General features: G+C 57.3%; 13 protein-coding genes. 5 read left to right on the top strand and 8 right to left on the bottom strand.

Annotated features, from left to right (window positions below):
* Positions 1-7 precede the first annotated feature (7 nt).
* The 6 genes from ahbB (QVF59_RS20345) to QVF59_RS20320 form a co-directional block, all read right to left on the bottom strand.
* Entirely contained in the window at positions 8-1,015 is a 1,008-nt protein-coding gene (gene ahbB, locus QVF59_RS20345) for a siroheme decarboxylase subunit beta (protein WP_287882328.1), read from the bottom strand.
* Positions 999-2,003, bottom strand: a complete 1,005-nt coding sequence (gene ahbB, locus QVF59_RS20340; protein WP_287882326.1) for a siroheme decarboxylase subunit beta — start codon at positions 2,001-2,003, stop codon at positions 999-1,001. The genes ahbB (QVF59_RS20345) and ahbB (QVF59_RS20340) overlap by 17 nt, the downstream gene beginning before the upstream one ends.
* Positions 2,003-3,205, bottom strand: a complete 1,203-nt coding sequence (locus tag QVF59_RS20335; protein WP_159875443.1) for a cytochrome D1 domain-containing protein — start codon at positions 3,203-3,205, stop codon at positions 2,003-2,005. The genes ahbB (QVF59_RS20340) and QVF59_RS20335 overlap by 1 nt, the downstream gene beginning before the upstream one ends.
* Positions 3,166-3,519 (bottom strand): c-type cytochrome, encoded by a 354-nt coding sequence (locus QVF59_RS20330; RefSeq protein WP_159875442.1) that lies wholly within the window; start codon positions 3,517-3,519, stop codon positions 3,166-3,168. The genes QVF59_RS20335 and QVF59_RS20330 overlap by 40 nt, the downstream gene beginning before the upstream one ends.
* Complete coding sequence (locus QVF59_RS20325) at positions 3,501-3,809, bottom strand: c-type cytochrome (RefSeq protein WP_159875441.1); 309 nt, start codon at positions 3,807-3,809, stop codon at positions 3,501-3,503. The genes QVF59_RS20330 and QVF59_RS20325 overlap by 19 nt, the downstream gene beginning before the upstream one ends.
* 79 nt (positions 3,810-3,888) lie before the next feature.
* Complete coding sequence (locus QVF59_RS20320) at positions 3,889-5,616, bottom strand: cytochrome D1 domain-containing protein (protein ID WP_287882324.1); 1,728 nt, start codon at positions 5,614-5,616, stop codon at positions 3,889-3,891.
* 360 nt (positions 5,617-5,976) lie between these two features.
* Between QVF59_RS20320 and QVF59_RS20315 the strand changes: the two genes are divergently transcribed.
* The 5 genes from QVF59_RS20315 to QVF59_RS20295 all read left to right on the top strand — a co-directional run bounded on the left by QVF59_RS20315 (position 5,977) and on the right by QVF59_RS20295 (position 11,453).
* The gene (locus QVF59_RS20315; protein ID WP_287882322.1) at positions 5,977-8,346 is read left to right on the top strand and encodes a hypothetical protein; all 2,370 of its coding nucleotides are present in this window, start codon (positions 5,977-5,979) and stop codon (positions 8,344-8,346) included.
* Positions 8,343-9,071, top strand: coding sequence for a hypothetical protein (locus QVF59_RS20310; protein ID WP_287882320.1), 729 nt, complete (start codon positions 8,343-8,345; stop codon positions 9,069-9,071). Before QVF59_RS20315 ends, QVF59_RS20310 begins: the two co-directional genes overlap by 4 nt.
* Before the next feature lie 74 nt (positions 9,072-9,145).
* Positions 9,146-9,874 carry a hypothetical protein gene (locus QVF59_RS20305; protein WP_287882318.1) on the top strand — a complete coding sequence of 243 codons (729 nt, stop codon included), beginning with the start codon at positions 9,146-9,148 and terminating at the stop codon, positions 9,872-9,874.
* Positions 9,875-9,947: 73 nt separating this feature from the next.
* Complete coding sequence (locus QVF59_RS20300; RefSeq protein ID WP_287882317.1) at positions 9,948-10,733, top strand: hypothetical protein; 786 nt, start codon at positions 9,948-9,950, stop codon at positions 10,731-10,733.
* Positions 10,734-10,739: 6 nt separating this feature from the next.
* The gene (locus tag QVF59_RS20295; protein WP_287882315.1) at positions 10,740-11,453 is read left to right on the top strand and encodes a hypothetical protein; all 714 of its coding nucleotides are present in this window, start codon (positions 10,740-10,742) and stop codon (positions 11,451-11,453) included.
* A 118-nt stretch (positions 11,454-11,571) separates the two neighbouring features.
* Here the strand turns inward: QVF59_RS20295 and QVF59_RS20290 are convergent, their stop codons facing one another.
* Together QVF59_RS20290 and QVF59_RS20285 are read right to left on the bottom strand one after the other, a co-directional pair.
* Positions 11,572-11,787: a DUF3079 domain-containing protein gene (locus QVF59_RS20290; RefSeq protein WP_045846238.1), complete on the bottom strand. Its 216-nt coding sequence runs from the start codon at positions 11,785-11,787 to the stop codon at positions 11,572-11,574.
* Positions 11,788-11,956: 169 nt separating this feature from the next.
* On the bottom strand, positions 11,957-12,990 hold a 1,034-nt coding region (locus tag QVF59_RS20285; protein WP_502866819.1), incomplete at its 5' end, for a nitric oxide reductase activation protein NorD.

Below are 12,990 nucleotides of genomic sequence, written 5' to 3'. Positions count from 1 at the left end.
TCCCGGCTTATACCCGCAGGCCGGATTTTTTCAGGATGCGAGTGGAAAACAGCAGCGCATGGCGACGGCAGGCCGGACCCAGCAGTTGCAGCAAAGCCGCCTGCTGTTCGCGCACTGCCCGGCGGCTGCCACCATGCACCATGGCAAACAGGTTGTACGGCCAGTGCGGCAGGTGACGCGGGCGACGATAGCAGTGGCTGACGCAATCAAGCTGCCCCAGTTGCTGGCCCAGTTGGTCCACCTGATCGTCCGCCACATCGAACACCGCCATGCCATTGGCGCGGTAGCCGATGGCGTAGTGGTTGGGCACCGCGCCGATGCGGCGTATCACTCCCTGATCCAGCATGCGGCCCAGCCGGCTCAACACCTCCTGCTCTGGCAATTGCAGGCTGTCGGCCAGCTGGCGATAGGGCTGCTCCACCAGCGGCAGACCGGCCTGGCTGGCACGGATCAGCCGCCAGTCGTCTTCATCCAGCTCCGGCACCTGCAGGCTATCGTCCACGCTGCTGCGCCCGGCGCTGGCCTGCCCCACCGCGGCCTGGCCGCCCACGGTAAAGCGCATGCCGACAAAGTATTCCCGTTGTTTGGGAAAGGCATGCACGGTAAGACCGGTGAGCAGTTCGATGGCGCTACAGGCGGCGGATATGCCGGCCTGGCTGGCGGCGGCCAGTACAAACCACATATTGAGCTTGTGGGTGCGCTGATAATTGTGCGCCACCGCCGGCAGGCTGTTGACCGCGGCGGCCACCTCGTCGAAACGGGCGGGCGGCACCGCCAGTGCAGCCAGCACAAAGCAGCCGCCCATGCGTTCTATCTGGTATAGCGGGCCAAAGCGGGTGAGCACCTGGCGCTGCAGCAGGCCGTCCAGGCCCTGGCGTAGTGCGGTTTCGCTGCAACCCAGTGTGGTGGCGGCAGCGGCATAAGGATGGCTGGACAGGGGGAAACCACCCTGCAGCTGGTTGACGATGCTGGTTTCCAGCGGGTTGAGCTTGGCCTGGCTATGCGTGATGGCCATAACAGGCTCCGCGTTGGGTATAGCGTTTCAGGGACGGCAATACAGCGTGCGCATACTGTTGCAGGCCATGGCGCTGGATGATCTGCCCCAGGGCGGCCTGCAGGCTGGCGGCATCGCTGGCGTGAATCATGCAAAACAGCTGGTAAGGCCAGTACGGCAGCCGCGCCGGGCGCTCGTAGCACAGCGTCACCGCGGGTTCGCCAGCCAGTTGCCAGGCAATAGTCTCGCGGGTAGCGGCATCGTCGATCTGCCACACGCACATGGCGTTGTGGCGATAGCCCAGCTCGGCATGGCGCAGTACCGCACCAAAGCGGCGCAGCACTCCGCCTGCCTGCCAGTCCTGCAGCTGGAGCAGGACTTCCTGTTCGGTCAGGCCGCAACGTGCAGCCAGCAGCGTGAAGGGGCGCAATTGCAACGGCAGCCCGCTGCACAGGGCAGCCAGCAGGCGCTGCTGACGCCAGTCCGGACGGATGGGTTCGGGCACACGCTGTGGTTGGCGCACGGCAATACTGCCATCCAGCGCAAAGCCCAGGTCGATATGGTATTCACGCAGCAAAGGAAGGTTTAGCGGTGTCAGACCCGTGGCCAGATGAATGCGCGACAGCACATCGGTCACCGCGGCGACATCACTGGCCGTTACTACGAACCACAGGTTGAAGTGATGCTGGCGCTGGTAGTTGTGGTTGACTTCGGCATGGCTGCTGACATAAGCCGCCACGGCATCCAGCCGCTCTGGTGCCACGGCCAGTGCGGCCAGGGTGCTGCTACCCACGGTATTGGGGGCAAACACCGCCCCCAGCCGGGACAGCAGGCCGGCCTGCTGCGCCTCGCGCAGCAACTGCATCAGCTCGCTGGCCGTCCAGCCATCCCCCAGCATGGCGGCCATGTCGGCAAACGGCGTGGCGCTGAGCGGAAACTGTTTCTGGCAGCGGTCCAGTGCATTCAGGCTGCGCGGCGGCAGTGTGATGGGGCTTGGCAAGTCTTGCATCACATCCCCATGCGGCTGGCGCGCCAGCTGAAGAAAATGCCGGAAGGTTCCAACGCCGGCAGTGTACTGCGCACGGCGAGGGTTGCGGTGTCGATCACCACCAGCTTGTTGTCATCGCGGCTGGACAGCCACACCGCGTCACCACGAGGGGTGAACTCCATGTGCAGGATGGCGCGGCCCGGCTGCAGGGTCTTGATCACCTGCCGGGTCGGCACATCAATCACCTGCACCTTGTCGTTGTCGGGGAAGGCAAAATTCACCCACACCCGGCGTCCGCCCGGCTCGGCCATCACGAATACCGGCTGGCCCAGCACCGGCACGCTGGCCACTTGTGCCCAGCTGCGGTTGTCGGCCACCAGCACCTCGTGCTGACCGATGGCGGGCAGGAAGGCGTAGTCACCGGCGATCGACCAGCCGCGCAAATGCGGCATCTTGTATACCGGCAGCGCCTGCCGGCCACGGCCATAGCCGCCCAGGATGCGCCGCACGCCAGCATCGGCATGCCAGCTGTCCAGCAAGGCCAGGCCGTCTTCGCCGTACAGGCCGGCAATGAAGTAGCGGCCATCGCCACTGGCCAGGCCGTCGTAGGGCTGCTTGCCGATATGTTCAAAACGCTGGACCTTGGGTGCGGTGGGCGTACTGGCATCCAGCAGCCAGATTTCGCCACTGTCGTACAGGGCAAAGGCAAAGCGATTGCCCGGCAGGTCGGCCAGCCCCACTACCTTGGATTCACTACCGCCAAATGCCGCAGTGCTGACGCTGGACAGCAGCTGCAGGCTGTCGGCATCAAACAGCTTTACCCCGCCGGGGCTGTAGTTTTGCGCGGCAATCACCCGGCCATCGCTGGAAATGGCACCGCCTATGCTATTGCTGGCCTGCTCCACCCGCTTCACCAGCCGGGCAGTGAGCAAATCCACCTTGCTGATGGCACCATCGCGGCCAAACACATAGGCATAGCGGGCATCGCGCGAAAATACCACCGAGGCATGCGACAGATCGCCCAAGCCCTGCACCCGCGCCAGCGATTGTGTATGGCTGTTGTCGACAATCTGCACGCTGCCGCTGGCGCGTTCGATCACCACGCCAAGGTCGCCAGTGCCGCGCAGCGGTGTGCTGGCGCAGGCCGCCAGCGCCAGGCACAGCAGCGGTGCCAGCAGGCGGGCTAGCGTGCGCCGCCCTGTTGCAAGAGTTGAACCAGCCATTGCGCTTCTTCTTCGGAAAGGAAAGGCCGCCATGGCGGCATCGGTGTGCCGGGGCGGCCATTGAGAATGGTGGCCACCAGGCTGTCGGCCGGCTTGCCGGCCAGCGCCTGGGGGGTGAGCGGGCTGCCCAGCCCGCCCTTGAGGCTGAGGCCGTGGCAGGCACCGCAATCGTTATGCAACAGTTGCAGCAGCGCGCCGGCACGTGGTTCTGCCGGGGCGGCCGCTGCAGCCAGCTGTGACTGCCACAGGCTGGTAGCCAGCAGTGCTGGTAGCGCCAGCAACCACAGGCTGCGCCTTACTGGGACAGAATCCATGTCACCAGCTGCTTCAGGTCGGCATCCGGTACTTGCGGATTGGGCGACATCGGAATGGCACCAAAGCTACCGGAACCGCCCGCCTTCACCTTCTGCATCAGCTTGGCCGTGACATCCTGGCCCTTGTATTTGGCGGCCACCTGCTTGTAGGACGGGCCAACCAGCTTGGCATCCACGCTGTGGCAGGCCAGGCAATTGTATTGCTTGGCCAGTTCCGGTCCGGCGGCAGCCTGAGCCAGCGATGCAGAAACAGCCCCACACAGGGCCAGAGCGATCAGTGCATGTTTCATCGTATTCTCCTTATTCCGGCAGACAATGTACTGCCTGCCGGATTTCAACAGCGAACGATCAGGAAAGATTTATCCCAGATCAATAAATGTCATGCTGGGTGTTGAATACATTGAACTTGCCAGTCGGGGTGATCAGACGCGGGTCCTTGATCACGGCCTTGAGCTTGCGGGTCTTGTCATCCACCACCACGATGGCGGATTGCTTGTCCTTGCCGCTCCATACCGAGAACCACACCTCACTGCCGTCCTTGCTGTATTCCGGCTGCAGCACGCGCTTGGCACCATCGCCCAGGCCAGACCATTCGCCGATCGGCAATACGGCATAGCCCTTGTCCAGGTGGTTGATGTCAAACACGGCGGCGCTCTGGCTGATGGCGGCATCCGGATTCAGCGTGGTATCCACCCACAGATTGTGTGATTTCGGGTGGGTCTTGATGAACAGCGAACCACCGCCCTGCCCCTTCAGCACACGTACCACCTTCCACGCCTGGGCCTTGTGCTTGTCCGGGTCGGTGCCGATCAGGCTGATGCTGTCGTCGCCCAGGTGGCCGGTAGCCCATACCGGGCCATATTGCGGGTCGACAAAGTTGGCACCACGACCCGGGTGCGGGGTCTTGCCCACATCCACCAGCGCTGCCAGCTTGTCAAGCTTGGTATCCACCACCGCCACCTTGTTGGAGGCATTGGCAGCCACCATGAAGTAACGGCCAGTAGTATCAAAACCGCCGTCATGCAGGAACTTGGCCGCATCGATGGTGGTGGTTTTCAGGTTGGACAGGTCGGAGTAGTTCACCATCATGATCTTGCCGGTTTCCTTGGCATTGATGACGAATTCCGGCTTGTAGTGGCTGGCCACGATGGAGGCCACACGCGGCTCGGGGTGGTATTCGTTATCCACCGTCATGCCACGGGTGCCGACAATCTTCAGCGGCTTGAGGCTGTTGCCATCCATGATCACGTATTGCGGCGGCCAGTAGGCACCGGCCACGGCCAGCTTGTCTTCAAAGCCCTTGAACTTGGAGGTTTCCACCGAGCGGGCTTCCAGGCCGATGCGGATTTCCGCCACCGTGTCCGGCTTGGCCATCCACAGATCGATCAGGTTGATCTTGCCGTCGCGGCCAATCACGTACAGATAGCGGCCGGATTGCGACAGCCGGGAAATATGCACGGCGTAGCCGGTTTTCAGCACGCTGACAATCTGCTTGCTATTGCCGTCGATCAGCGCAATCTGGCCAGCGTCGCGCAGGGTGACCGAGAACAGATTGGCCACATCCAGATTGTTTTCTTTATGCGTAGGCCGCTTTTCCGGCGGAATCAGCACCTTCCAGGTGCCCAGCATGTCCTTCATGCCGAATTCCGGCGGTGTCGGCGGTTCCTGCTGTACATAGCGCGCCATCAGGTCCACCTGGGCATCGGTCAGTTCACCGGAAGTACCCCAGTTGGGCATGCCGGCTGGCGAGCCGTACTTGATGAAGGTTTTCAGGTATTCGGTGCCACGACCCAGCGTGATATCCGGCGTCAGCGGCTTACCGGTGGCCCCCTTACGCAGCACCCCGTGACAGCCGGCGCAACGCTCGAAGTAAATCTGCTTGGCGTGGCTGAACTCCGCCTCGGTCATCGGCGGGGCCTTGGGGTTGATATTCTGGTGCATGGGCTCGGAAGCCAGCGGCGAAGCCGCACCCTGGTATTTCGCTTCCGGCGCGGAAGTCGAGGTGGCGGCAGTATCCGCCCAGGCCTGCATCACGGAAAAAGGCAGGGCCGCCAGCAACACACTTCTTGGCAGCCAGGACAAGCGCGGGGTCTTCATGGTTAGGGCTCCAGCGTGACAGTAATGCTTGATAGCCGGCATCTTCATCCCGCAGGCATATCTCCCTCCTTGATTCGAATCAACGGTTTAACCATGGCATGGCCATGGTCTCCGCTCCTCCTTAATCCCAGCTATCACACAATATCCCGGCACATGCCGGCTTGATCCTCCAACCATACCGAAGCAATTCAGGAAAATTCAGACATCTCCCACCCAGGCAACGCCATTTCCCGATAGCTCGAGATCCAGACTCAAACAACCATGCACCTGACATGGCAACAGATGCTGCTCGCACAACTGCCGACCGATAACAGGCTCTGCGCCAATGACGTACTCCCCCGTAAACCAGGACCAAACACCATGCTCATCAGCCCGCCCTCTTTACACCATCGCCAGCAACAGCAAAGCGATGCTGACTGGCTCGCCAGCATCCTGCCCGACCCAAGCGTAGGCCGTTACCCATTGAGCACGGGCTTCGAATGGCATGGCGGCATCCATGTACTGCTCAACGGCAGCGGTGAAGCCAATACCGTACGCGCCATTGCCAGCGGCAATGTCATCCATTTTCGTGATTGCGGCCCCGGTGAACTCAGGCCGGAGCCGGACTCGCCCATCGCCCGCTTCGGTTTGAATAGCCCCGGCTGCGTGGTGATGCGCCATGAAACCGAAATTGGTGCCGGGCCGGATGGCCACGTAGTGTTCTTTTCCGTCTATCAGCATCTGGCCAACTTGAAGCCGGCGGTACGTGATGCCTTTAAAACCGGCAAGTTGCTGCCACGCAAACAGGCATTGGGCCAGTCCGGCTATGCGGGAGGAAAGGCAGGCTTTCATTTTGAAATTTTCTGCAACAGCGAGAACCTGCGTCGCCTGACTGGCCGCACCGGCGGGCTGCTGCCACTCACCCAGCATGGGCGCGACAATATCCTGTTTGGTGACATTCACTTTTATCTGCCTGCGGCCACTCCGCTATACCGGTTTGCCAATGAGCAAGCCGACTGGAGCCCGCGCCATGCCAGCCTGCGTCCGGCCAGCCACACCGACCGACCACTGTTTGTCACCCTGCAATTCGACAAGGGCAATATCAGCCTGTACACCCGGCAACAACAAGGCCAACACTATCCTCTGCTGCCGGACACCCACCGACCGGCCTACTGGCACAACTACGAAGCCGGTATGGCGAAACTGGCGGGAAAAATTGCCGATCAATACCCGGCCGCCTCCGCCAGCGCGGTATACGAACTGCTGCGTTTTGGCCGACTTGTCGCCCGGGAACAACACAGCGCACTCCCCGCACAACTGCCGCACTGGCACCAGATCAACACCCCGACCGGCTGGCATTGGGTCAACCTGGCCAGCAACGACATCAAAAAATACAGCGATGCAGATTTCCCGCACTGGCTGGGCTGGACCTGGATAGACGACGACCCCAGCGACGACGGCCTGTGCCAGTCCCCCACCCTGCACGGCTGGCTGCTGCCGCCTGGCCAGCCCAAAACCAGGGACAGGCTGCTGGCCGCCATCCCGGCACAACAAGCCCGGCTCTCACGCACCATCTGCCGCTTTCCCACCGAATGGGACAGCAACAAGGTGGATGCCCGCTACGGCTGGGTACGGCAGGAAAGCGCCTTCAACCCCAAGTCAGAGGTCATGTCCGCTGCCGATTATCGGGTCTACAAGATCAAGATCGAAATGCTGAGCTTCTGGCAACAGATTCTGCCGCGCAGCATGGTCCAGGCCGGCAAGAGTTGTTACCAGGAGGAAAGGAATTTATACGACCGCAGTCTGGAAGATCACATCTGGCACTTTCATCCGCGTGAATTCATTCAGGTATTCCGCAAATGCAAATGGCTGAGCAGTGTGGAAATGGAAATGGCGGTATTACCGGAAGCCAAACCCAAGCAAGGGCCAAACGCAGAAGAACAGATCAGACGTTACAAAATTCCGCTCAACCTGGCCATGCGCAAATACCTAATTGATACCGGCCTGCGCTGCAGCCATTTCATTGGCCAGGGCTGCGTGGAGTCTAACGCTTTGAAAAGCATGGTGGAGACAGCACAAGAACAGGATTATGTATTAAAGAAGGGCGGAGATCCTATAAAAGACTCATTAATTTCATACGAAATGAAAGAAAAAGACTGGTGGGGAAGCAAGCAGAAAGATCGAGTCGATATTTTCAACCACACCAGATACACCACCACCGGCACAATTAGTGGCAATTCCTATGCCTGGCGAAATGGAAATATCGACACCATAGACGCGCAGAAATTCCGTGGTCGCGGCTTCAAGCAACTGACCGGGCGTAGCAATTACGCCCAATATTGGCGTTATCGCGGCTGGCTGGCCAAATCATCCTTCGATGAATACTGGTGGGATGACCCCGCCTATAAAAATCGTCAGCCGGAGAAAATGAAGCGCCGCCCCGCCATCATCAATAATCCGCACATCATTGCCATCGACCCCTATAACTGCATTGATAGCGGTGCCTACTTTATTACCGCGGAACGCCCCCAAATCAAGCTGCACATGCAAAGCATGAACGACAACAGCATCATTGAAGTCAGCCGTGCCATCAATGGTGGCATCTATGCCAAGGAGCAGAGAATAAAACAAAGCTATCGCGCCTACCATGTTCTTGGTGACGAGATAGAACCCAAAGATAAAAAAGAATATCTCAGCAAGTATATCGAACGATTTACCTTGGCCATCGAAAAACAAGGACATGAAAAATGAAATTCATAATTGCCACAACACTACTGGCGCTCGGCACTACCGCTGCATCAGCACATACCATTACGCACATCTACATTAAGGATAGCGATATAGTTCGTACCGATATCAAGCAAGCAAAGGAAGGCTCACCGGGCCACACTTATGTCCATCTGGATGGCAATACCTGCGAAATCATTGAAGGTAGTGCTGCGGCAGCTGACTGGATAAGAACGAGCTCGGACAAGCAGTATCTTATACTATTCAACGAATATATAGACATGGAACAACTAAAAACCTGCAAAGCCAAAATGCATCCTTCCAAAATAACCGTAGGTGATCTATCAGACATGAACAAGAAAAAAGGTATCTTTATAGGAATCAACGAATATGAATTAGACTGGAACTGTTCCATTGTATCGATAAGAAAAATACCTACAGGGAAAAAAATAAGCATTGCAGCAAAGCCATTTTATGCGCAGAAAAAATCTGAACACACCATGCGCAAGAATTCCTTTGGTGGTGGCGGCAGCTTTTCACCCGATGGCAATTATCTGGCCCTGTCATTACCTAATTTTTCCTGCCGCAAAGGCAGTTACCCCGGCGTATACGATACTCGGACCTGGAAAAAAGTGGAGTTCACCACCCCGGATGTCGACGCCCGTTGCGATGCCCTGTTTCCCAATCTGCCCACCCCCAGCCGCACCCTGAAACCACTTTGCGTGGATGAGGACTTCAGTGAATATTAACACCACATCGCTACAATAACTCAGCTGAATTAAATAAGAAAAATTGAGGGCATGATAAATGCAGAGGAGAAAAAATGAAATCCATCATCACCGCAGGCATCATCGCGCTGTCCAGCACACCAGCCACTGCATACACCATCACGCATATTTATATAAAAGATAACGATATTATCCGCACCGATATCAAGCAAGCAAAGGAAGGCTCGCCGGGCAACACCTATGTCCATCTGGATGGCAATACCTGCGAAATCATTGAAGGTAGTGCTGCGGCAGCTGACTGGATAAAAACGAGCTCGGACAAGCAGTACCTTATACTATTTAATGACTACGTGGATATGAAACAACTTAAGGCCTGCAAGACAAAAATGAAGCTTTCTGGAAAAGCCTATGGAGATTTGTCCGACATGAACAAGGAAAAAAATATTTTCCTTAGCATTACCGAATACGGCTTACGCTGGCCATGTTCCATTGCATCAATCAATAAAATATCTACCAGAAAAGAAATAAATATTGCAGCAAAGCCATTTTATGCGCAGAAAAAATCTGAGCGTACCATGCGCAAGAATTCCTTTGGTGGTGGCGGCAGATTTTCACCCGATGGCAATTATCTGGCCCTGTCATTACCTAATTTCTCCTGTCGCAAAGGCAGTTACCCCGGCGTATACGACACCCGGACCTGGAAAAAAGTGGAGTTCACCACCCCGGATGTCGACGCCCGTTGCGATGCCCTGTTTCCCAATCTGCCCACCCCCAGCCGCACCCTGCAACCACTTTGCGTGGATGAGGATTTCAATGAATATTAACACCACATCGCTACAATAACTCAGCTGAATTAAATAAGAAAAATTGAGTGAATGATAAATGTAGAGGAGAAGAATGAAATCCATCATCACCGCAGGCATCATCGCGCTGTCCAGCGCACCAGCCACCGCACACACCATCACGCATATTTATATAAAAGATAACGATATTGTCCGCACTAACATCAAGGAAGTAAAGTTTGGCTCACCGGGCAACACTTATGTCCATCTCGATGGCAATACTTGCGAAATAACTTACGGAGACGTCTTTACTGCCCAACAAATAAAAATGAGCTCAGACAAGCAATTTCTTATTCTATTCAATTCTTACATTGACATAGGACAGCTAAAAATCTGCAACACCAGAATGGAGGCTTCAAAAGTCACCGTAGGTGATCTATCTGACATGAACAAGCAAAAGGGCATTTTTCTGAGCGGAGATGACTACGGCTCAGATTGGTCATGCTCTATGGCATCGATAAGAAAAATACCTACAGGCGAAACAATAAGTATCGCAGCAAAGCCATTTTATGCGCAGAAAAAATCTGAGCGCACCATGCGCAAGCATTCCTTTAGTGGCGGCGGCAGCTTTTCACCCGATGGCAATTATCTGGCCCTGTCATTACCTAATTTCTCCTGCCGCAAAGGCAGTTATCCCGGCGTATACAATACACGGACGTGGAAAAAAGTGGAGTTCACCACCCCGGATGTCGACGCCCGTTGCGACGCCCTGTTTCCCAACCTGCCCACCCCCAACCGCACCCTTAAAACACTTTGCACTGATGAGGATGTCAATAACGTTTTCACCTTCCCCATTGCACCACTTGGGAACAATCAAACTGACTTATTTATTAAGGAATGAAAAATCATGAAACTGGCAATCCATGTAAGTGTATTGGCACTGGCGCTACAAACCGCGTCAGCCGGCACCATCAACTACATTCACATCAAAAAAGATGCAATCACTCGCATTGATACCGAGGAGAATAATGATGAGTATTTCCAGGGAATTCATGTCTATCTTGATGGCAAGCTATGCAAAATTCTCGACACCACTGCCACAGAGGCCGACTGGATAAAAATGAGCTCGGATAAACAATATCTTGTTTTATATAATGGCTATCTTGAAATGAAGGAGCTAAAAGCTTGCGACAAGGTCATGAAACTGTCCGGGCAAACGACTGGCACAATTGATGACATGAACAAAGAAAAGGATTTCCTGGTTGAACAAACAGAGGGCAGTTCACCTGAACCATGCCAACGCTTATCAATCAGACACATTTCCACCAAGCAAGTAGTGAATATTCCAGCCGGAGCATTTTTTACTGCAAGCAAATCCAGCAGCAGCCTTGCTGATTCAGCCAGTTTCTCACCGGATGGTCAGTATCTTGCCTTGTCCACTTCGCATTTCTCCTGCCGTAAAGGCGGTTACCCCGGTGTGTACGACACACGAACATGGGAAAAAGTAGAGTTCACCACCCCGGATGTTGACGCCCGTTGTGATGCCCTGTTTCCCAACCTGCCAAGCCCCAGCCGGGTGCAACAGCCAGTTTGTGTTGAGCCGGGGGGCGGTATGAGATGATCAGTGCACTGTTGCATTCCGGTCCCGTAAATACACACCACCCTGCTGCTGCCTCCTTATCCTGCCAGGCTTCGACTCGCGGCCTGCAGGGCAACGTCAGGCAGCAGAGTGCTGCAACTTAGCCCTTCTCCGGCAGCGTAAGCGATTTTTGTTCCGGCTCCACCTCCAGCCCCCAGTCACCATATTCATACCAGTCCTCCCCCAGTACTTCCGCCGGGTGCTGGGTGCGGCCGGAGCCATTGCCGCATTGCAGGGAGTCGGCCGGGCAGTATTTGTCGCAGCCCCAGCAGATGCGCTCCGGGTGGGCGGGATGCAGGGGAAATTTCCTGGCCATGATGTTTCCTTTCCGGTGACAGAATACGCGAAGCAGCAGGCTGTCATTGTCCGAGCACATGCCGACTGGCGACTTGCCGCATATCAAAAAAATCCCGGCACAAGGCCGGGAGAAGAAGGTGATTACACCTTGGAGTGGGGTTGCAGTGGCTACCTTGCAGTAGCCGCCATCAGGCAGTCAGGTGGGCATACAGCCGGGTCAGCACAGTGGGCAGCATCTGCGCCTGCTGTACCACCACATAGCCACGATGGCCAAACAGGTGCGGCAGGTAGTCGCCGGCTTCGCGGTCCACCGTCAGGCAGAAGGGCAGCAGGCCGTCGCGGCGGGCTTCCAGAATGGCCTGACGGGTGTCCTCGATGCCGTAGCGGCCTTCGTAATGATCCAGATCGTTGGGTTTGCCATCGGAGATGATCAGCAGCAGGCGCCGCGCGGCCGGCTGTTGCAGCAGGATGCGGCTGCTCTGGCGGATGGCCGCTCCCATGCGGGTGTAGTAGCCGGGGCGGATGGCCAGAATGCGGCCACGCGCGTTGTCGTCGTAACGCTCGGCAAAATCCTTCAGCACCTGAAAGCGCACTTCCTGCCGATGGATGGAGGAAAAACCGTACAGGCCAAAGCTGTCGCCGGCAGCGGACAAGGCCTCGGCAAACAGCAGCAGGCTGTCGCGGATGACGTCGATCACCCGGCCCGCCTCGTCCCCTACCCAGCTTTCGGTGGACAGCGACAGGTCGGCCAGGGTCAGGCAGGCCAGGCTGCGCTCGCCCGGGGGCCAGGCCTGGTACAGGCCGGGTTCGGACTGGGCCACGCCGCTGTGGCGCTCGGCCAGAAAGCGGATGACGCGGTCGATATCGATATCCGGGCCGCATTCCTGCCCGCTCTTGCGGGTGCGTTCCGGTGCCAGTGCCTGAAACTGGCGGCGCAGGCGACGGGCCAGCGGCAGCAGGCGGTCAGGCAGGGCTGCCGGCACGGCGTCGCGCGGCAACATGGGCAGCAGGCGGCAATGATCTTCCACCAGCCTTTGCTGCTTCCAGTTCCACTCCGGCAGCATCAGCCCGGCACCCAGCGGGGTGTCATCGTAGGCTGCGGCGGGGAGATCCAGATCAAACTTGAGCTTGCCGCCCTTGGTGTGGGCATCCTGCGCTAGCGACAAGCGGTTCATGTCTTCGGCCGCGGCGGCGGCGTTGTCGTCGTCATCCTCGTCGGTAT

The organism is Aquitalea sp., assembly GCF_030150775.1.
In the GTDB taxonomy this organism is placed as follows: Bacteria; Pseudomonadota; Gammaproteobacteria; order Burkholderiales; family Chromobacteriaceae; genus Aquitalea; species Aquitalea denitrificans.
This window is presented reverse-complemented; position numbering and strand designations above follow the sequence as displayed.